General features: G+C 64.5%; 16 protein-coding genes and 1 pseudogene. 9 read left to right on the forward strand and 8 right to left on the reverse strand.

Features of this window, described 5'->3' with window-relative positions:
* Positions 1 to 66: 66 nt before the first annotated feature.
* The 3 genes from EV580_RS32985 to EV580_RS32995 form a co-directional block, all read right to left on the reverse strand.
* Positions 67 to 1,110 (reverse strand): IS110 family RNA-guided transposase, encoded by a 1,044-nt coding sequence (locus EV580_RS32985; RefSeq protein ID WP_502703955.1) that lies wholly within the window; start codon positions 1,108 to 1,110, stop codon positions 67 to 69.
* Positions 1,111 to 1,455: 345 nt separating this feature from the next.
* Complete coding sequence (locus EV580_RS32990) at positions 1,456 to 2,577, reverse strand: hypothetical protein (protein ID WP_133697083.1); 1,122 nt, start codon at positions 2,575 to 2,577, stop codon at positions 1,456 to 1,458.
* Positions 2,578 to 2,765: 188 nt separating this feature from the next.
* The gene (locus EV580_RS32995; protein WP_108055425.1) at positions 2,766 to 3,449 is read right to left on the reverse strand and encodes a sensor domain-containing protein; all 684 of its coding nucleotides are present in this window, start codon (positions 3,447 to 3,449) and stop codon (positions 2,766 to 2,768) included.
* Positions 3,450 to 3,769: 320 nt separating this feature from the next.
* Here EV580_RS32995 and EV580_RS33000 point away from each other — a divergent pair, with 320 nt between their 5' ends.
* Both EV580_RS33000 and EV580_RS33005 read left to right on the forward strand, forming a co-directional pair.
* Entirely contained in the window at positions 3,770 to 4,804 is a 1,035-nt protein-coding gene (locus EV580_RS33000; RefSeq protein WP_133697084.1) for a sensor domain-containing protein, read from the forward strand.
* Positions 4,805 to 5,086: 282 nt separating this feature from the next.
* On the forward strand, positions 5,087 to 6,214 hold the full coding sequence (locus EV580_RS33005) for an FHA domain-containing protein (protein ID WP_166655000.1): 1,128 nt from the start codon (positions 5,087 to 5,089) through the stop codon (positions 6,212 to 6,214).
* Between the two features lie 347 nt (positions 6,215 to 6,561).
* Here EV580_RS33005 and EV580_RS33010 read toward each other — a convergent pair whose 3' ends face one another.
* Together EV580_RS33010 and EV580_RS33015 are read right to left on the reverse strand one after the other, a co-directional pair.
* Positions 6,562 to 6,945: a hypothetical protein gene (locus EV580_RS33010; RefSeq protein ID WP_132165612.1), complete on the reverse strand. Its 384-nt coding sequence runs from the start codon at positions 6,943 to 6,945 to the stop codon at positions 6,562 to 6,564.
* A 511-nt stretch (positions 6,946 to 7,456) separates the two neighbouring features.
* Positions 7,457 to 7,729, reverse strand: a pseudogene (locus EV580_RS33015) (WhiB family transcriptional regulator); the annotation flags it as partial.
* Between the two features lie 287 nt (positions 7,730 to 8,016).
* On the opposite strand from EV580_RS33015, the gene EV580_RS33020 reads away from it, so the two are divergent.
* Positions 8,017 to 8,751, forward strand: a complete 735-nt coding sequence (locus EV580_RS33020) for a sensor domain-containing protein (protein ID WP_166655001.1) — start codon at positions 8,017 to 8,019, stop codon at positions 8,749 to 8,751.
* Between the two features lie 25 nt (positions 8,752 to 8,776).
* A complete protein-coding gene (locus EV580_RS34695) occupies positions 8,777 to 9,277 on the forward strand; it encodes a hypothetical protein (RefSeq protein WP_133697090.1) in 501 nt (166 codons plus the stop codon).
* A gap of 269 nt (positions 9,278 to 9,546) precedes the next feature.
* On the opposite strand, the gene EV580_RS33030 is transcribed toward EV580_RS34695, so the two are convergent.
* The 3 genes from EV580_RS33030 to EV580_RS33040 all read right to left on the reverse strand — a co-directional run bounded on the left by EV580_RS33030 (position 9,547) and on the right by EV580_RS33040 (position 11,793).
* Positions 9,547 to 10,257, reverse strand: coding sequence for an SDR family oxidoreductase (locus EV580_RS33030; protein ID WP_108055418.1), 711 nt, complete (start codon positions 10,255 to 10,257; stop codon positions 9,547 to 9,549).
* Between the two features lies 1 nt (position 10,258).
* Positions 10,259 to 11,074 (reverse strand): cyclase family protein, encoded by an 816-nt coding sequence (locus EV580_RS33035; protein ID WP_286171980.1) that lies wholly within the window; start codon positions 11,072 to 11,074, stop codon positions 10,259 to 10,261.
* A gap of 257 nt (positions 11,075 to 11,331) precedes the next feature.
* Positions 11,332 to 11,793 (reverse strand): VOC family protein, encoded by a 462-nt coding sequence (locus EV580_RS33040; RefSeq protein WP_108055416.1) that lies wholly within the window; start codon positions 11,791 to 11,793, stop codon positions 11,332 to 11,334.
* A gap of 134 nt (positions 11,794 to 11,927) precedes the next feature.
* On the opposite strand from EV580_RS33040, the gene EV580_RS33045 reads away from it, so the two are divergent.
* The 5 genes from EV580_RS33045 (at position 11,928) to EV580_RS33065 (ending at position 17,604) form a co-directional block, all read left to right on the forward strand.
* Positions 11,928 to 12,851: a LysR substrate-binding domain-containing protein gene (locus EV580_RS33045; protein ID WP_108055415.1), complete on the forward strand. Its 924-nt coding sequence runs from the start codon at positions 11,928 to 11,930 to the stop codon at positions 12,849 to 12,851.
* Between the two features lie 117 nt (positions 12,852 to 12,968).
* Positions 12,969 to 13,826: an NAD(P)-dependent oxidoreductase gene (locus EV580_RS33050; protein ID WP_108055414.1), complete on the forward strand. Its 858-nt coding sequence runs from the start codon at positions 12,969 to 12,971 to the stop codon at positions 13,824 to 13,826.
* Positions 13,827 to 13,840: 14 nt separating this feature from the next.
* Entirely contained in the window at positions 13,841 to 14,944 is a 1,104-nt protein-coding gene (locus tag EV580_RS33055) for a mandelate racemase/muconate lactonizing enzyme family protein (protein WP_108055413.1), read from the forward strand.
* An 87-nt stretch (positions 14,945 to 15,031) separates the two neighbouring features.
* Positions 15,032 to 16,375 (forward strand): MFS transporter, encoded by a 1,344-nt coding sequence (locus EV580_RS33060; protein WP_108055527.1) that lies wholly within the window; start codon positions 15,032 to 15,034, stop codon positions 16,373 to 16,375.
* The gene (locus EV580_RS33065; protein WP_286171981.1) at positions 16,372 to 17,604 is read left to right on the forward strand and encodes an acetyl-CoA C-acetyltransferase; all 1,233 of its coding nucleotides are present in this window, start codon (positions 16,372 to 16,374) and stop codon (positions 17,602 to 17,604) included. Before EV580_RS33060 ends, EV580_RS33065 begins: the two co-directional genes overlap by 4 nt.
* The last annotated feature ends 27 nt before the right edge of the window (positions 17,605 to 17,631 follow it).

Here is a 17,631-nt window from a genome sequence, read left to right on the forward strand (position 1 = left end):
GGGGTGCCACTCAGCCCGAATACTGCTGCAGGTAAACAAGTTTCGATGAGCAGGCACAGACTTCGCCTAGTCCGCTAGCAGCGACCGGTCGGCGCGCAAGCGCGTGTAGATGCTGCGAACCACACGACGTTTCAGGGCCGAAAAGGCTGCGCCGTGAGATCCTTTCCGGTCCCGGACTTGGCGGTAGTACTGCTCGCCCGGCGCACCCTTCTTGATCTGGGTCAATGCGATGATGTGCACCGCGGCGTTCACCTGGCGGTTGCCGCCACGGAAGGGCCGCAGCTGTCCGCGGGTTGTTCCCGACCAATCCGGAATGGGGGCCACGCCGGCCCACCGCGCGAAGGCCGCCTCGCTTTTGAAGCGGCCCACATCAGCGGTTTCACCAACGATGCGCGCAGCGGTAAGCGGTCCACAACCATGAAGCTCGAGCAGCGAGGGGGCGGCTGAACGCACCACTGTGCCGATGCGGCGTTGCAGTTCGTTGATCCGCGGCGTCGCGTCCTGAACGTCCCACAGCTCCTCGCCGGCGATTTCGGCCACCAGCCCGTGATGCCGGGTGAGCATGTCCGCAACCGCGGCTTGCGTGGTGCTCCAGCTCAGCGCGCCGGGCTTGACCTCATAGGTGGGATCTATTTCGTGGAGGTGCCACAGCAGGCGCTGGGTGGCTGCTGTCCGGTACTGCACCAGGTCATCGCGCCGGTCGAGTAGCAGCTTCAACTGCCGGGTGCGTGGAGAGTGCGTGGCGACCGGCAAGTCGGATTCGCGCAGGGCGACTCGTGCAACGGCCAACGCGTCGATCGGGTCAGACTTGCCCGGGGTCCGTGAGGTCTTGCGGCTGCGGGCCATCAGGTGGGTGGGTACTCGAACGACTCGATGTCCCGCGTCGATCAGCTCGCGTTCGAGCCGAACAGTCAGACTCCGCACATCCTCGACAGCCCATAACAGTTCGCTGCCAAAGGATTTGCGGGCCCAGCGGAATGCGTGATGATGACCGGGAGTGGTCGCCTGAACGGTGCGTTCGCCGAGTGCCCGGCCCTGTTCGTCGATAGCGACCATGGTGTGGCTTCGTTTGTGGGCGTCGACTCCGATGATGATCACAACTGCCTCCATGGGCGTAGGGCGTTGCGCAGCACGGACGGCTGGGCCTGCGGCCTGGCATTATGTGATCGGGCCAGCGGGTGCGGCAACATCATGGTGGGCCGGGCCGCAGGGTGCGGATGTACCACCCAGCAGGCGGTCGACAGCCCGGAGGCCGTCGCCGCAGCAGCGCGTCGCAGGACACGCCGGGTTCTGCTGACCGGCGCCGACACCATCCATCGTTGCAGTACCGCGAGGGCCGCATGCTCCTAGAAGCCAGACCCGACAGCAGAACCACCATCAGGATATCGCGGTGCAAAGATGCTCCGACACACCAATTTTGCCAACTCGCGCACGCGGGGGCGGTTGCCCTGCTGTTTAGGGGTTCACCGGAGTCAGCGCCGGCGTCCAGTGGGTGACCAGGTCGTTGGCGGCGACCTGGTTGTAGCCAGCGAAGTGGGTGCTGGTGGTGTTGGCCGGCTGGGCCATACCGACGACGACCTGACCGTTGTACTCGTAGAGCGCAAAGGTTTTCAGGGTGTCGATCGCCTGGGTGAACTTGTCGGCATCTGCGGGATCGGCCGCGTCGAACACGATCCGCCTTGGCCCCTCGTTATCGACGATGCGGTAGGTGAACGTTGCGAACGGAATATCGACATCGACCGGCCGCAAGGTGGCGGTGCCGTCGGGGTGCAGTTCGAGTCGAGCGGTGCCGGCGAAATTGGTGAACTGGCCGCCCTGCTGGGCGGCGAGGTCGAGAGTCGCGGCGGGGGTTTTGCAGTCCGGCGCCGGTGTGCCGCAGGCATATACCGCGACCACGGTGCTGCCGTTGGTGTTGGCGTCGCTGATGTGGCGCACGGTATAGGTCGGATCGACGGTGGTGGTGGTGCGCACGAACGCCTGCGCACCGGCACTGAACGTCGCGGTGGTGGCGGAGACCGGCAGCGGTCCACCCTGGGCGAAGCCCTTCTCGAGCCCATCCCTGAGAGCGCGGCCGCCGAGATCCTCGTAACTCAGCGTGTCGTAGCTGGTGCCTTCGACGCCGGTGCTCTTGACGGTGGGCCATCCCTTGCTACCAGTCGGCCCGGGTGCGACGGTCTCCCTCAGGTCGGTGGTTACCCACGTGCGTTGGGCGGGCGCCCAGACGATCTCGTCATCGGCAAGTGGTTCCCACGCGCTGGTCGCCGGGTTGAATGCGAAAGCTGTTGCCTTGGCCGTGTTACCGTCCCTGGCGATTGTGTGGCGGTAGCCGACGATGGCGACGCTCTGACCCGTGGGTTGGCGCAGGATGTTGTAGAAGCCGGCTTTGTAGACGTTCATCGGATCGGGTGCGGCGCTGAAGCCGTCCAACAGGTCTGGCTGCTGAAGTGTCTGGGTCTGTTGTGGTGTCGCGCTGATAGCTGGCTGCGCGGGTTCGGGGTTCGACTGGCAGGCTGCTGCGGCGAGAATTATCACGCATGCTGCCGCGGCACTGATCCGCCGGCATGGATCGTCGTTCATCATTTGCTCCTGCGGCTCTCGATGGGTGAGTGTACTTGCTGGACAACGCTATTTCGGGGTCTTTACATTGGCGCCCAGCGAGATTGGCGGGGCCAGATGGGTCGGTCGATCGCGATGTGCGGTTGCGGGCTGTCGCGCCCTTTCCGGGCTACGGATGCGACAGGTGCCCAGGCGTACTCCGCTCGCATTCACGATTTCGACTGTGTCGCAATGGCATCGATCAACACCGCACCTTGACCGACCGGATCGTCGACCGAGCTGCAGACGACGACGTCGATGACCATGTCGGCTTTGGCTGCCAGGGCCCGCTCACACCGCGAGCTCGGGCCGATCTGCGCCAGGGTCATCGGGGCCCCCGCCGCGGAGACCGGTTGGCCCAGTTGCCACGGCCTCGACGCTCCAGACGGGGGGATCACCGTCACGACCCGCTGGGCGCACGCATCCCACTGCGCGGCCGAGTCCTGAAGATACTGCCGAGCGTCGGCGGGGGAGCCGAACTGCACAGCAGTCTCTTGGACGAGGTGTTGCGCGTCGGCGTCTTTGCCGTCGGCCAACACCGTGGTCACCGTCGCGATCCATGGACGGCCGGCGTACGCCTGCTGTTGACCAGGCCGCCACGCACCCAAGCAGTCGCTCGGCGAGATCCGCGCCGCCGTGTCGGTCAGTCGTGGACTGGACCCCACCACCACGATGTTCGGTGACCCGGTGATGGCCGAGACCGCAGCCGCATCAGCCATGCCCGCTTCCGGCCCGGCTTGTGTGTTGCTCCAAAACGTCGGCGCTGACACCGGTGCCGCGCCGGCGGAGGCGAGCCCCACGGTACCGGCGACGACGGTGAGCCCGGCCAGAGCGCTGATCGAGCTGCAAATCATGCGACATCCTCCTTGACCTTGGTGGTGCTCGCCACTTCGACGCACCAACTGTGCGACAACTATGACAGAGATATCAGCTCGATGCAACAACTAATTGGGCCGAGCGTCACGCTGCGATATCTGGATCATGCGCGGGTGGATGCACACGGAAAAGAAGTGTTTAGCTGGAAAATGAGCGGACATCGCCAGTAGCTAAACCAGCATGCCAGCGTCGCGACAACGGTTTGCGCATCAACTAAGGCGTTGCATTAGTTGTGGCGCCGTGCTTCACTTGTTGCAGCAGTACGGCGACCGCTACCGCCACCGACAAGGAGACCACCATGCACACCACCCACCCCGGCTCCCCGGCCGGCGCCGAAGACCTCACCGTCCCCAGCCCCACCGCCTGGCGCGCCCGTCCCTGGCTCGGCAGCCCGGATTACCGTCCGGCGCCGCGGCCACTCGCCCCGGCGGCATACCCCCAGGCGCAGGACGGTCGGCAGGTTTTGCGCCCCGCCATCGGGCTCGCGCCGACGGCCCCCGCCGCCGCTGCCGGGCCCTGGGTGCGCGGCTACCCGGCGATGCCGCTACCCGGCCCGTGGGCGCCGCCGGCTCCGCCACGAAGCAAGCGCCGGTGGCTGATCGCCGGCGGTGCCGCCGCCACGATCGCGGCCGTCGTCGCCACCGTGGTGACGGTCGGTGTCAGTGACGATTCCGTGCCCGCAGCCACCTCGACGCCGACCATCGCCCCAGCCACCGCCGCGGCGGCGCCGACCCCGACTGCCCCGACCACGCAGCCCGTCTCGACAGCGGCCCTGACCAGTCTGCTGCTCGACCCCGCGGCGATCAATGCCGCCATGGGCGTCAACGGGATGGACGTCCGCGCACCCGGTACCCGGGATGCCCTCTTCACCGATACCCTCGACCAGCCGCAATGCGCTGGGGCCTGGGGACCGTTGCTGCAAGCCGCCTACACCGGCAGCGGCTACCTGGCGGTGCAGAGCCAGATCCTTCGCGAGCCCACTGACGATCAGTGGCTGCACACTGTCTTCCAGGGGGTCGTCAGTTTCTCCAGCGCCGAGAAGGCCAAGGCCTATGTCAGCAGCGAATCCCAGAAATGGGGACGATGCACCGGGGTGACCCTGAAGGTCGTCGGGTCAGGCGATCACGGCGCCTGGACCATCGCCTCGGCCAACACCACCCGAACCGTCCTCACCTCGCTCGCCACCTTGGAGGGTGCCCGGGGATGGGGCTGCCAGCATGCGATGACCGCACGCAACAACGTGGTGGTCGACGTTGCGGCGTGCAGCGTCAACCCCGGCAACCAGGGCGAGACGATCGCCACCAGGATCGCCGATCGCATCCCGACCGCCTGATAACTCCCATGACACTGCCCCGGCGACGTCGCCGGGGCAGTGTTGCAGCGCCATAAGGCGGGACCACAAGTTGTAGCGGATGAATGGTCGGTGCTGTTCGCCGAGAGGCGGCGCGAGTCGGGGCGAGATCCCCACGGCACCAGGAAAATCCGCCGTCAAAGGCGACACGATCGCCCGTGGTGGCCCGGTATGCCACCACCGCGTGACGCAACATCAATGCTTCAAATTGAGGCTGCCATCCGGTATGGTGTTGTAGCGGTGAGACAGGATAGAAGGGCGCCGATGGAGACCACGGAACAGATCACAACAACGCCCGCCGGCACCACGCCGGCCCTCGTCATCGAGGTTGATGGCCGCGGTTACACCGCCCAGCCGTTCGACGGCCCCATCGTGGTGGGGCGGTCGTTTCCCGCCCAAGTGCTCGTCGACCACTCCTGGATTTCTCGCACCCACGTGCGGCTCGAACCGTCGGCACAGGGCTGGACTGCGGTGGACATCAGCCGCAACGGGATGTTCCTGAACGGTGAGCGTCAGCCGGCCGTACCGATCACCGGTGATGTCACCCTGCATCTCGGCAACCCCGATGGCGTCCCGGTGCATCTGCGCCTCACCGAGGCCGAGGCTTTCGACAACGAAGATGACGATGACTTCGCCGAAGACAGCGACCTCGAGGTCACCGATCCCGGCGTGCTGCGCGCCGGCCGGGCGGTAGCCGCCCGGCGCGAACAACTCGAACTCAGCCAGCGGTGGCTCGCCCGCGAGAAGATCGTCAACGGAGGAACCCTGATCGCGTTCGAAAAGGGTCGCCGCTTCCCCCGACGCCAGACATTAGCCCGGCTCGAGGAGGCACTGCAGTGGCCGCGGGGGACGATCCAACGACTGCGCGACGGCCATTACCCACCCGAAGCTGTCACGGCCGTTCCCACCGACGACGACCGCACCGCGGCCGTCACTGGTGTCACCGGCAGCACCGTGCAGGCCCCATTGATGGCCGAAGCGGTGCAAATGGCTCTGGGCGGTCTCAACGCCGCCATCGAGAATCTTCCTGCGCCAAGCGATTCAGCCTTCACCGCACGTGCCAGCGCAACACTGTCCGACCTGCGCCGACTAGAAGCGGTGGCCTCCAGCGCCGCCCGCGGCGCCAAGGGCGCCCCGGAGGTCGTCATGACGTTGAGCGCGGTGCGCAAGGCCTACACCGAGCTGATGCTCAAGGCCGCCCGGGCACCTGGAGCCACCCTGGGCCAGCGCCTATTCGCCGCACGGCACCGCGCTGAGCTCAACCAGGAGGAAGCGGCCAACGCTGCCGGCGTGCCGGCGGACACCATCATCGCCACCGAAGCCGAAGATCGGCTGGCCCCCGACGCCATCGCCGCCATCGAGGCGTTGGTCACCGCGCTGAACCGCCGCTGAGGTTAGTGATCGACCGCGGCCTCGATTCCGCCAGACGGGCATTGCGGGGTGATCACCCAATCCGACGGCGACAGTCCGCGCACTCGCCCGACAGGAGTTGGAGGAATTCGCCGACTTCGTGGCGGCGTTGGCGCGACAGCAGTGCAGCACCGACAGCGTTTGTCACAGATGCGCGGTGAACCGCCGCGGGGACGCTCGGGTTGATGGAGATGTTCGCCCGCGGCCCGACGATGGGGGCACCGACTGGAGGACCCGGCTGGTCCGGGCTGGTCTGCGGGGGCACCTGGCGCGCTTCAAGAAGTTCGTCCCGACGCAAACACACGCCGACGGACCGCCAAGGACTCTGCTCAGTCTGTTGGAGGTCGGTGGATCACTGACGGGACTTCGCTGATTTCGCACACACCGACCTTGTGTTCGGCGCCCAGGCGAAGAACTACGTTGCGGGCCTGCGCGGCGACCGGCCATCCAAATGCGACGTAGATAATGGAGTATCCGATCGCGTAGTCGGCGCACTCAATGTCGTCGTCCCACTCCGGAGCGTCGGACCCGTTCAGCGGCGGATAAATACCAATTAGTTCGCGATAGAACGAGCTGAGCGCGGGAGTGGTCACGGCGGCGTCGTCGTACGAATGCGGTTCAGACCACTCTGCCTGCTTTTTGAACCACTCCAACAACGAGACGTCGTCTGCGGGCACCCCTTCCGCCGCAAATGCAAAGATGTCGTACGACAATTGACTGAGGTCCTCCTCCCGAACCCAGAACCCAGAACCCGACTTTCGCACGGTCAGTGGTTGAGCAGCATAGCGTTCGTACGATCACCCTCGAAGCTGTTATGCCTCAATGTCGTAACTCGAAGGCAACTGCCTAACAATTACCCCGCGGCGCCGATGCCAGCCAGCCAAGGGCGTCAATGAGTTGCGTTGCCTCGTAATGCCCACGCTAGGCCGACACTGCATAACGGTGAGGAATTGGACATGCCGAAACGCGACTCTTGTTCAAGCGACTCTGAAACCCATGGCGGCAAGAACCATTCAACCGTCCGATCTCTGCGCGATTTTGCGGTCTTCGGATATGCGCCTGCCGCTCAGCCGCTCGACAGTGGCCCCGGGCACGTCAGGCAACGGGCAGCCGACTCGACTATCCGCGTCCGTCGCCGGCTTCCCCATCCCTCGGCCCATCGTCTGATTGGCCGGCCACCGAAGTGCCGTCCGGGTCCTGCTCATCGACTGGCCAACTCGGGTACCGCCGGCGCTTGCGCACGGGATAGCCGCCGCGCTCGGCCAATGAGCGCAGCTGGCGCAGTGCGAAAGTGCGGCCACGGCCCCCGGCCGGGATGACGATCCCCGCCCACAAGCCCTCGGCACCCGCCGTCTCACAGGCCTCCCGCGCACACTGCCACCGCAGCGGGCAGACCCGGCACAGCGCCTTGGCGCCCTCGTCGACACGCTCGGTCCAGCGGTCCGGATCCACTTGGCACGCCAGTACGTGCGAATCCCAATCCTGCGCCAAGTTCACGATCGCACCTTCCTCCGTAGGGTTACGCTAAGTTGTCGCATCATTGGAGCACATAGTTGTGGCGTCACGCAACAACATAGTTGTTGCGACGGCGAGTACGACGTCCCTACGCGACAGGGATATCATGGTTGACCTCGCTAAACATGCCGCGAAGATCCCCATTTCCCGACCGCGGAGTCGCGTGCTCAGATCGCGGCAACACCAAAACCAGCCCAATATTGTTGCATAACATGTTGCGATGCGATACTGTCGCTACAACATCAGTACGAAGGGCTCAGGGGACGATCATGGGAATCCGCACCGCCGCCGCGCGCGGCGTCACCATCGCCATCGCGGGGGCCACCGCATGTGCCGCCCTGTCGGGATGCACCGCAGTCACCGGCGGCGACGCCGTCGCCAGCACCAACCGCGCCCCCCTGCAGGCGCCGGTCTACGACGCCGGCACGGTCGAACAGATGCTGCTACCGACCAATCAGGTCAACGTCGTGATGGGTGCGGCCGCGATGGCGTTGCACAAGACCCGTACCGATATGTTCCGCCCAGATTCCGGGTTCGCTGACGCGACATGCATGGGTCCCTGGTACCCGGCGGTGAGTTCGACCTACGCCTCCAGCGGCTGGACAGCAGTGCGCAGCAGCGAGTTCACCGATGTCACAGGCGATAGCGCCGGCGCTGATAATCATGTCGTGATCGAGGCGCTGATCGCGATGCCGTCGGTTCCTGCCACGACCGCGTTTTTCAAAGACGCTCAACGTATTTGGGCGGGATGCGCGAACCGTGACTTCACCGCCTCCGGCGCCAATGGCCGGTCGTGGAATTGGGAGTTCGCCGACCTACAGGCCAACCAGACCACCCTCACCATGCTGCAGACCCAGGAAGCCGGTGGCGGGTGGGCCTGTGAACGCACACTGCGGATGTCATCCAACATCGTGGCCGACACCATGGCCTGCGGGGTGGATGTCAGCGGCAAATCCAGCGCGCTGGCCGCGGCCATGATCAGCAACATTCCCGACAACCAATAAGCCCAACACCCTCAAGGAGACCGATATGAACACCCCGCAGCAGCCTGCACAGCCCTTGGCGTGGGCTCCCCAACCGCAACCGACGTGGCCCAACACCGCGTCGCCGCAACACCCACCGATCAGGCCGAACACCGCAGTGCCGCACCAGCAACCGATGTGGCCCAACATCCCTGCACCGCAACAGTATCCGGTGACGGGCGCCCACCCGCGCAACCCGTACGCCGCCGCGCCCTACCCGGCGGCACTCCTGTACCAGCCCAGTGGCGAACCGATCTTCACCGTCCGGCTGCGCAAGCACACCGGCCTGGGGCTGGCCTGGCTCAGCCAGACCTACAGCGTCACCGGAACGTTCCACCAGTGCGAGGCCGCCATCAAAGACGCCCAGCGCCACAATCTGGCGGCCGGATGGTGGAGCATCGCCTCGATCGTGCTGTGGAACTGGATCGCCCTCGGTGAGAACACCAGCGCCCGGAAGGCTCTGCGTCGCAACGCCAGCCACTACGGCTACGTCCCAGTGCCGCGCTAACTACGGCGACGGCCGCTGGCGGGACAGAGGGCAGCCAAGCCAGGCGAACGGCCGCGACACTAGTTGAACGTCAACGGCGCCGGCTGCACTTGGCAAGTGGGTCTGAGGGATTCTGCGAATCTCGGCGCGTTCGCGGACGGTCTCTTCAACCTGCGGAAATCGTTCGTGACCGTTCGTGCTGGACTGGTTTGTGTTATTCAGTTGTGACACGCTCGCGACAGCGGCGGCTTATGCCGGCGTCCAGTGACTCATAGAGCGTGGCACGTGATTCAGATCGGTGCCACTCCGACGGTCAATCCTCCGCAGACGTAAATCGTTTGTCCCGTGATGAATCCGGCCTGCTCGTCGAGCAGGTAGGCCGCGGTGTGGGCGATGTCGGCGGGCGTTCCCATCCGTCGGACAGGTATGGCCTCGGTGATCTGCTTCGTCCGGCCGGCGTCGTTGGCTTTCGCGAACAGTTCGGTGGCGATGGGGCCGGGGCCGATGGCGTTCACGGTGATTCCCTCGGGTCCCAGTTCCAGCGCCCAAACTCGGGTGATGCCGATCAGCCCGGCCTTAGATGCGGAGTACGCGGTGCGCAACTCCTTGCCGAGAGCGGCGCGTGATGCCATGTTGACGATCCGGCCGAATCGGGCGTCCGACATCCCGGGCAGCAATGCCTGCGTGCACTGGACGGCGCACCGGAGGTTGAGCGCGTACGCACGGTCGACGTCGTCGAGTGATTGTTCACGCAAGAGCGCCGGGAAAACGGCCCCAACGTTGTTGATCAGACGGGTAATCGGGCCGTCGGACAGCGCCGCATCGAGCGCACGGGCAGTGTCGGCGGTATCAGACAAGTCCGCGATCACGGTCGTTCCGACCGGGCCGGGTTGTCGGTCGAGCACCACGACGTCCCACCCGCTGTCCACTGCCTTCTCGGCGATGGCCAAACCGATTCCGGACGCGCCGCCAGTGATGAGTATTCGCTCTGCTGTCGTCATTTCATACCGTCGCGATCGGGGTGACCGGCGACCCCGTGGCACCGGGCAGCCGAAGGGGTGGGGCAGTGACAAGGAACCGGGATCTGCCGGCGGAGCGTAGGTAGGTCGCCAGCTCCGAGAGCCACCACAATTCGCCCAGGTGCACTCCAAGCCGGAATAGGCAGAGCTCATGTAGCGGGAGAGCAGGAGCGCCTACCGGTTTGGTGGTCGGTGGGAATACCTCGACCGCGTAGTTGTCGGCAGCGATCGCGGCCACACCGCTGCTGTCAATCCATTCGTGCAGGCCTTGGTCGGCGCCGTCGAGTACTGCGCATACGTTCAACGAATCGGCACTCGGCCGACCATCCTGTGCCAGGACTTCGCGGGCAAACCCGGTATGCAGAACCAGAATATCGCCGGGTTCAACCACCACATTGTCCTTGGCAAGAATGCCGGCGAACGTGTCGAAGTCGACGATGGTGCGTTCGATGCCGAGGTGCGCTGCCAAGTCGACGAGCACGGCGCGGCCCTGCACGCCGTGGCGGGCCATGTGGGTGATGTCGACCGGGCCGGCGTTCGATGTCGAAGCGCTTCCGGTGGCCGCGCCGTCGACGTCGGTGAGGCTCGACAATCCGGCGGCGCCGGAATCTTGTGGGCCAATGACGTCGACGCCCGCTCGCCACCCGTTGTAGTACAGGAGTTCGTCGATGCTGTCGGCATCGGCGTCGAACGCTGCGCCTGCATGCCCGAAGGCATCCCACTGCGTCGAGTACTGAGTGTGCAGGACCACGAAATCGTCTGACATCACATCGGTGGCACCAGGAATCGCGACGCTCATCGGACAATTGAAATTGACCGCGCCCGCCCGCGTCGTCGGCCGCACGATAGGTGGAAACCTGTTGGCGTTGAGTGCCATTCCCCCGGGTAGGGTCAGGGGAAGCGACAGGCTGAACACTTGGCCTTCGCGCACTTCGGCGATTCCTCGCAGCACCTGTTGTGGTCGGATCATGTTGAGTCGACCGAGGGTGTCATCTGGGCCGAATTCACCCCAATTGGATCCCTGGGGTCGGCGCTTCCACCGTGCCGTCACAGTCGTCAGTGATCCGGGGTCATGACCTGGTGGATCTCGATGACATTGCCGGCCGGATCGGTCAGGAAGATCTGGTCCCAATCCTTGACCGCCCACTCGCCGTAGTCGGCGAACGGGATTCCCTGCTCCTGCAAATGCTTGCGCACTTCATCCAGATCGTCGGTGCGGAACGCGTAGTGGCCGGTCAGCAGGGGATTGATGGTGTGGCCCATGCGTGGTCCGAGGAAGGCCTGTCGGCGCCCGGCGTGGATCTGCAGGTCGACGTCCTCGTCACCGCGGGCGTTGAAAAACGCGACATTGGAACGCCATTTGTCGTCGTCCCCTCCGTGCCGGTCGTTCTGGTGACCGAGATGCTCGACCATGGGTGGCAACGGATCCGCTTCCATACCCAGCGCAGTCCGGTAGAACTCGTGGAGTTCCTCCATGTTGTCCGACACGACATTCACATGATGCAAGCGCAGCTTCACGGGTGCTTTTCCTTCCTGACTCACAGTGGCCGGTTGACGTGGCCTAGATGACATGCTGCCCCGCTGAGTCTTATGATTCCAATACCAATCACATTCATACTGATACGTAAACAATAAATATGTAGGTGACGTCCATGGATCTTCGCGATCTCCAGGCCTTTGTGGCGGTGGCCGAGGAGCTGCATTTCGGTCGGGCGGCCGCCCGCCTGCACATGGCGCAGCCACCACTGAGTAACAGGATCAGCCAACTCGAGCGGGAATTGCATCTTCAACTCTTTGAGCGCAGCACACGCAGCGTAAATCTGACCGACGCCGGAACCCGGCTGCTGACTCCTGCGCGGCGTGCACTTGGGCAGGTGCTCGCGGTGAGCGAGATGGCAAGAGCGATCAGTTCGGGCGGGGAGGGTGTGGTGCGGATCGGCTTCGCTGGCGCTTCGAGTCAGCGAGCGGTTCCGATGCTGGCCAACGCGGTCCGGCGGACCTATCCCGGTGTGGAGTTGGTCCTGCAGTCTCAGACCTACGTGTACACCGCCTTCGACGAGTTGACTTCGGGCGACCTCGATCTGGCCTTCGTCCGGGTGCCCGTCACAAACCCCGAATTGAGCTATCGCGTCGTCGAGGTCGAAGACGTGCTGTGTGCTCTGCCTGAGGATCATCGGATGGCGGGACAAGATGATGTCCGCCTCGAGGAACTTGCCGATGATGGCTTCGTCAGCCTGCCCGAAGGTGCGCGGTCGATGCTGCGCGCCACCATGTACGGAATGTGCCTAAGTGCCGGCTTCCCGCCCAAGATTGTGCAGGTCGCGCCCGACTCGGCGACTGTGCTCGCTCTGGTCGCTGCCGGGGCGGGCGTGACCATCACGCTCAGTTCGGTCCGGCCGGCACAAAGCGTGGGGATCGTCTACAAGCCGATCCGTGGGACAGGCCCGGCCCGTCTGTACGCCGCGATCGCCTGGCGGTCGGACAACACGTCGCCGGCCCTTGCGCGCGTGCTCGAAGTCAGCGAATGGGCGTTGCCCACTCCTGATTCATACGGCCACGATATTAACAATTCCTGATTTCGTGTTGGACAGTTAAAAGAAAGCGTCGTTAGCTCTTAGCAACGGGTGTGAGCCACATCGCGCCCGAGCGAAGGAGTGACCGACTTGGCTGATCGATCCAATCCTCTGCCGACGATGACTGTCACGGTGGTGGGTTTCGGTGCCATGGGCGCGGCGATGGCTCGCCGCCTCGTCAAGGACGGACACGCCGTCACCGCGGTCGACCCAATCCCGGACGCCCGCGGGCTGGCGGCCGGTAGTGGAATTCCCGCATTCGCCGACATCGGTGAGGTCCCGCGTTGCGACGTCGTCATCGTCCTGGTCGCGACGGGGCAGCAGCTACTCGATGCCGCCAAGGCTGCGGTTGCGCAACGCGTGGTGACTGGTGAGACCTGGGTGATCTCGTCCACCGTCGGGCGGCGAACGGCGCGTGAAGCCGACGAACTGCTCAGTGCAGCCGGTGCCGCGGTCATCGACGCACCGGTGACCGGCGGCGTCCCGGGCGCGACGAATGGGACTCTGCGGTTCCTGGCCGGTGCGCCACAAGATCGAATCGATTCGATTGCCACAGTTTTAGCGCCACTGGGTGTGGTCAAGGTGGTTGGTGAGCGCCCAGGCGATGGGCAGGCGATGAAAGTCGTCAACCAACTGTGCAGCTCAGTGCACCTCGCCGTTGCGGCCGAGGCGATCGCGCTGGCTGCCCACCTTGACCTTGACCCCGCCACCGTCGTCGACGTGATCAGTGGGGGATCAGGTTCGTCCTGGTTCTTCGATGATCGCGGCCCGCGGATGGCGCGGTTCGGCGCCACCCCCGAAGTACTGACCCGCCTGGCGATTCTCGTGAAGGACAACGGACTCGTCGAAGAGGAAGCCGATGCCTATGGCGCCCGGGTTCCACTGCTCAAGGCTGCACGACGGCAATATCTGCGCGCCGTTGAGCTCGGGCTTCTCGAAGCAGACGACAGCCAGATTATCCAGACTTATCTCGATTAAGGGACCTCATACACATGCAGATCGTCGCTGTCCGGGCCATCCCATTCGCCATCCCGTATCGCAAGCCGCTGCACTTCGCGAGCGGTTCCATCGACGTCGCGGACAACGTGCTTGTCGAAGTCGAAACCAATGACGGAATAGTCGGTTTCGCCGAAGCCCCGCCGCGCCCGTACACCTACGGCGAAACCCAGGTGTCCATCGTCGGGGTCATCAACAGTCTCTTCGCCCCGGCCGTTGTGGGAGAGTCCGTGCTCGCCCGCGAACGAGTGCGAGCCAAGCTGGCTAGGACCGTCGGTAACCCCACCGCTAAATCCGCCATCGATATGGCCATGTGGGATGCGTGGGGCAAGACGATTGGCCAGCCGGTGCACCAACTTCTGGGCGGATACACCAATCACCTCCGGGTCAGCCACATGCTCGGATTCGACGACCCGGCGGCGATGGCAGAAGAAGCCCTCCGCATGCGCGACGAGTTCGGGATCATGTCTTTCAAGGTCAAGGTCGGCCGAGTGCCCATTGACCGAGACATCGCAGTATGCCGGGCGATCCGCGAAGCACTGGGCAACGAGGCGGAGATGTATCTCGACGGCAACCGCGGATGGTCGGCATCGCAAGCCGCTCGCGCCCTCCGCGAACTTGCGGATGTCAACCTGTCCCGGGTCGAAGAACTCTGTCCGGCCGACGACGTGATAGGTCGACGCTGGCTCGTCCAACAGTCACCCATCCCGTTCGTGGCCGACGAAAGCGCAACCACCCCAGCAGATGTCACCCGGGAATTGCTCTCTGGAGCCGCTACCGCGATCAGCATCAAGACCGCACGTACCGGCTTCTCCGACTCGCTACGAGTGGCACATCTGGCCGAAGGGCTCGGCGTCGAGACTGCCATCGGAAACCAGATCGACGGCCAGATCGGCACCGCCTGCTCGTTGGCATTCGGTGCCTCCCAACGGACTACTGCCAAACAAGCTGCGGAACTATCCAATTACCTCGACATGGCAGACGACCTGCTCACCGAGCCCCTCGAGATCGCTGACGGGCTGATGACCGTCCGACCTGAGCCGGGCCTAGGCATCGCGATCGACCCGAAGAAACTCGAGTATTACCGCAAGGACCGATGATCGATGATTCCCTCGAATCCGACGGACACACAGAACAGCGTTGCGAAGGAACAGCTTTCGCAGAAGACCTCACGGATGGACAAAGCGATGACAGATGGCACTGCAGTATTGATGCCCGACATCGAGGTTGGGATCTACCGCAAGATTCTGCTGAGGATCACCCCAATCGTCATGCTGGGAATGTTCATTTCCTACATTGACCGCGCGAACCTTGGCGTCCTTGCGAAACCCATGTCCCACGACCTTGGCCTGACCGCCGCGACGTTCGGTTTGGCCGCAGGATTTTTCTACGTCGGATACTGCTTCTTCGAGATCCCGTCCAACATGGCGCTGGCGAAATTCGGTGCCCGGCGGTGGATTGCCCGAATCATGGTGTCCTGGGGCGTTGTCACGATGCTCATGGCACTGGTCCAGAACGACGTCACTTTCTACATTTGCCGCACCATGCTCGGCATCGCCGAGGCCGGATTTTCTCCGGGCGCTCTTCTGTTCCTTGCCATCTGGTGCCCGCCTCGCCTGTTGACCAAGGCGTATTCGATGGTGAACCTCGCAGTACCTGTCGCATTGGCGGTTGGGTCGGTGTTGACTGCGAGCCTGCTCGTTCTCGACGGCACCTTCGGACTGGCGGGCTGGCGCTGGGTGTTCCTGATCGAGGGCGTGCCGGCGATCCTCCTCGGCATCTTCATCTGGTTCCGGCTGCCTAGCACGCCAAAGGACGCTCCATGGCTCGATGTGGCCGAAAAGGCCTACCTGTCTGAACACGTCGTGCAAGACGACAGCGCCAAAGCTCACGAGGTTCGGCAATTGGTGGCGGCGCTTAAACGTCCGGCGGTTTGGCTGTTCGTCGTTCTTTACTTCTGCATGACCATCGGCTACTGGTCGCTCACCTACTTCCTGCCGACCATCGTCGGGGAGCGGTTCGACGTCGGACCGTCGGGCGCGGGGTTCATCTCGGCAATCCCATGGGCATTCGCCGCGGTCGTGATGCTGGTGGTTCCCAAGACCGTCGGTCGCAGCGGTGACCGGCGATGGCACCTCACCGCGATGCAGTTCGCCGGCGGTATTGGTCTGGCCTTCGCGGCGACGACCGGCAGCGGTGTCGGCGCCCTGATCGGCATCAGCCTTGCCGCCGCGGGATTCTTCGGATCATTGTCTACCTTCCAGTCCATGCAGGCACAGGTATTCGCCGGCGGTCTGGCCGCGGTGGCGCTCGCGATGGTCAACGGCCTGGCCAGCTTGAGCGGTCTGGCCGGCCCGTACGTGGTGGGACTCCTCAAGGACGCAACAGGATCCACGAACAGCGGCCTGCTGATCATGTCGGCATTCTTCGTGATCGCCGCGGTGATGATCAACATCATGACGCGCTGGGCGGACTCCCTGACCGGCGGAATCCATGGCACCGCAGGCCGTCAAAGGTATCGGGTGTCGTGACACATCGAGACCACGCTCAGGACATCGTTATCTGTGACCCGCTGCGCACGCCGGTCGGCAGGATGGGCGGAGTGCTCGCGACGTTGACAGCCACGGACCTAGCCAGCGTGGCGCTGCGGGCGCTCGTTGCGCGGACGGGCCTGAGCGAGGGGGACGTCGACGACGTCATTCTCGGCAACGGCTACGCCAACGGGGAGGCACCTGCTATTGGCCGGGTCGCGGCGCTCGACGCCGGGTTGGGTGTGGGCGTACCGGGACTGCAGATCGACCGCCGCTGCGGCTCTGGTCTGCAGGCCGTTCTCTATGCCGCGGGACAGGTCGCCACCGGCGCTGCCCGCGTGGTCGTGGCAGGTGGTGCTGAATCGATGTCGAACGTCGAGCACTACGCACTCGGCCTGCGCACGGGGATCCGGCAGGGTTCCGTCACCTTGGTTGACCGTCTGGACCGGGCACGCGAAACTGCCGGAGGCTCAGCCCATCCCGTCGAAGGCGGGATGATCGAGACCGCTGAGAATCTGCGCCGCGAATACCGTATCAGTCGTGATGACCAGGATGAACTGGCCTTACGATCGCATCAACGAGCGGTGGCTGCCCACGATGCAGGCCGCTTTTCCAGCGAAATCGTCGCTGTCACGATCCCAGGCAAGCGGGGAGCTCCAGACGCGGTGGTAGACCGTGACGAACACCCACGCGCCGATATAACCATCGACAAGCTGAACACCCTTCGTCCGGTCCGGCTGAAGGTTGATCCTCACTCAACCGTCACCGCGGGCAATGCCTCCGGTCAGAACGACGGCGCCGCGCTCTGTGTCGTCACCACTCGCGTACATGCCGAAAAGAGTGGCCTGACACCACTTCTCGCGCTGCGATCATGGGCTGTCACGGGCTGCCGCCCCGAAGTGATGGGCATCGGACCCGTGGCCGCCACCGCGACAGCGCTGAACCGTGCCGAACTCGCCCTGGACGACATCGACGTCATCGAACTCAACGAGGCGTTCGCGGCTCAAGTGCTTGCCGTACTGGCCGAATGGAAGATCGACGCGCTCGACGAGCGGCTGAATCCCAATGGCTCGGGAATCTCACTGGGCCACCCAGTCGCTGCCACCGGAGCCCGCATCCTCGCCACCGCCGCGTACGAAGCCCGCCGCCGAGACGCGCGCTTCGTCTTGGAGACCATGTGCATCGGCGGTGGCCAAGGATTGGCCGCGGTGTTCGAGGCAGTGCGATGAACGTCGAGTACGACAACGGGCGGAGTG

This window comes from Mycobacterium sp. BK086, from assembly GCA_004362315.1.
Lineage (GTDB): Bacteria > Actinomycetota > Actinomycetes > Mycobacteriales > Mycobacteriaceae > Mycobacterium.

Bases quoted from the DNA above. Each gene is read 5' to 3' on its own strand.
- EV580_RS32995 (WP_108055425.1), bottom strand. From the start codon at position 3,449: ATGATTTGCAGCTCGATCAGCGCTCTGGCCGGGCTCACCGTCGTCGCC.
- EV580_RS33045 (WP_108055415.1), top strand. From the start codon at position 11,928: ATGGATCTTCGCGATCTCCAGGCCTTTGTGGCGGTGGCCGAGGAGCTG.
- EV580_RS32985 (WP_502703955.1), bottom strand. From the start codon at position 1,110: ATGGAGGCAGTTGTGATCATCATCGGAGTCGACGCCCACAAACGAAGC.
- EV580_RS33030 (WP_108055418.1), bottom strand. From the start codon at position 10,257: ATGACGACAGCAGAGCGAATACTCATCACTGGCGGCGCGTCCGGAATC.
- EV580_RS33020 (WP_166655001.1), top strand. From the start codon at position 8,017: ATGGGAATCCGCACCGCCGCCGCGCGCGGCGTCACCATCGCCATCGCG.
- EV580_RS33035 (WP_286171980.1), bottom strand. From the start codon at position 11,074: ATGAGCGTCGCGATTCCTGGTGCCACCGATGTGATGTCAGACGATTTC.
- EV580_RS33055 (WP_108055413.1), top strand. From the start codon at position 13,841: ATGCAGATCGTCGCTGTCCGGGCCATCCCATTCGCCATCCCGTATCGC.
- EV580_RS32990 (WP_133697083.1), bottom strand. From the start codon at position 2,577: ATGAACGACGATCCATGCCGGCGGATCAGTGCCGCGGCAGCATGCGTG.
- EV580_RS33050 (WP_108055414.1), top strand. From the start codon at position 12,969: ATGACTGTCACGGTGGTGGGTTTCGGTGCCATGGGCGCGGCGATGGCT.
- EV580_RS33005 (WP_166655000.1), top strand. From the start codon at position 5,087: ATGGAGACCACGGAACAGATCACAACAACGCCCGCCGGCACCACGCCG.
- EV580_RS33060 (WP_108055527.1), top strand. From the start codon at position 15,032: ATGACAGATGGCACTGCAGTATTGATGCCCGACATCGAGGTTGGGATC.
- EV580_RS34695 (WP_133697090.1), top strand. From the start codon at position 8,777: ATGAACACCCCGCAGCAGCCTGCACAGCCCTTGGCGTGGGCTCCCCAA.
- EV580_RS33000 (WP_133697084.1), top strand. From the start codon at position 3,770: ATGCACACCACCCACCCCGGCTCCCCGGCCGGCGCCGAAGACCTCACC.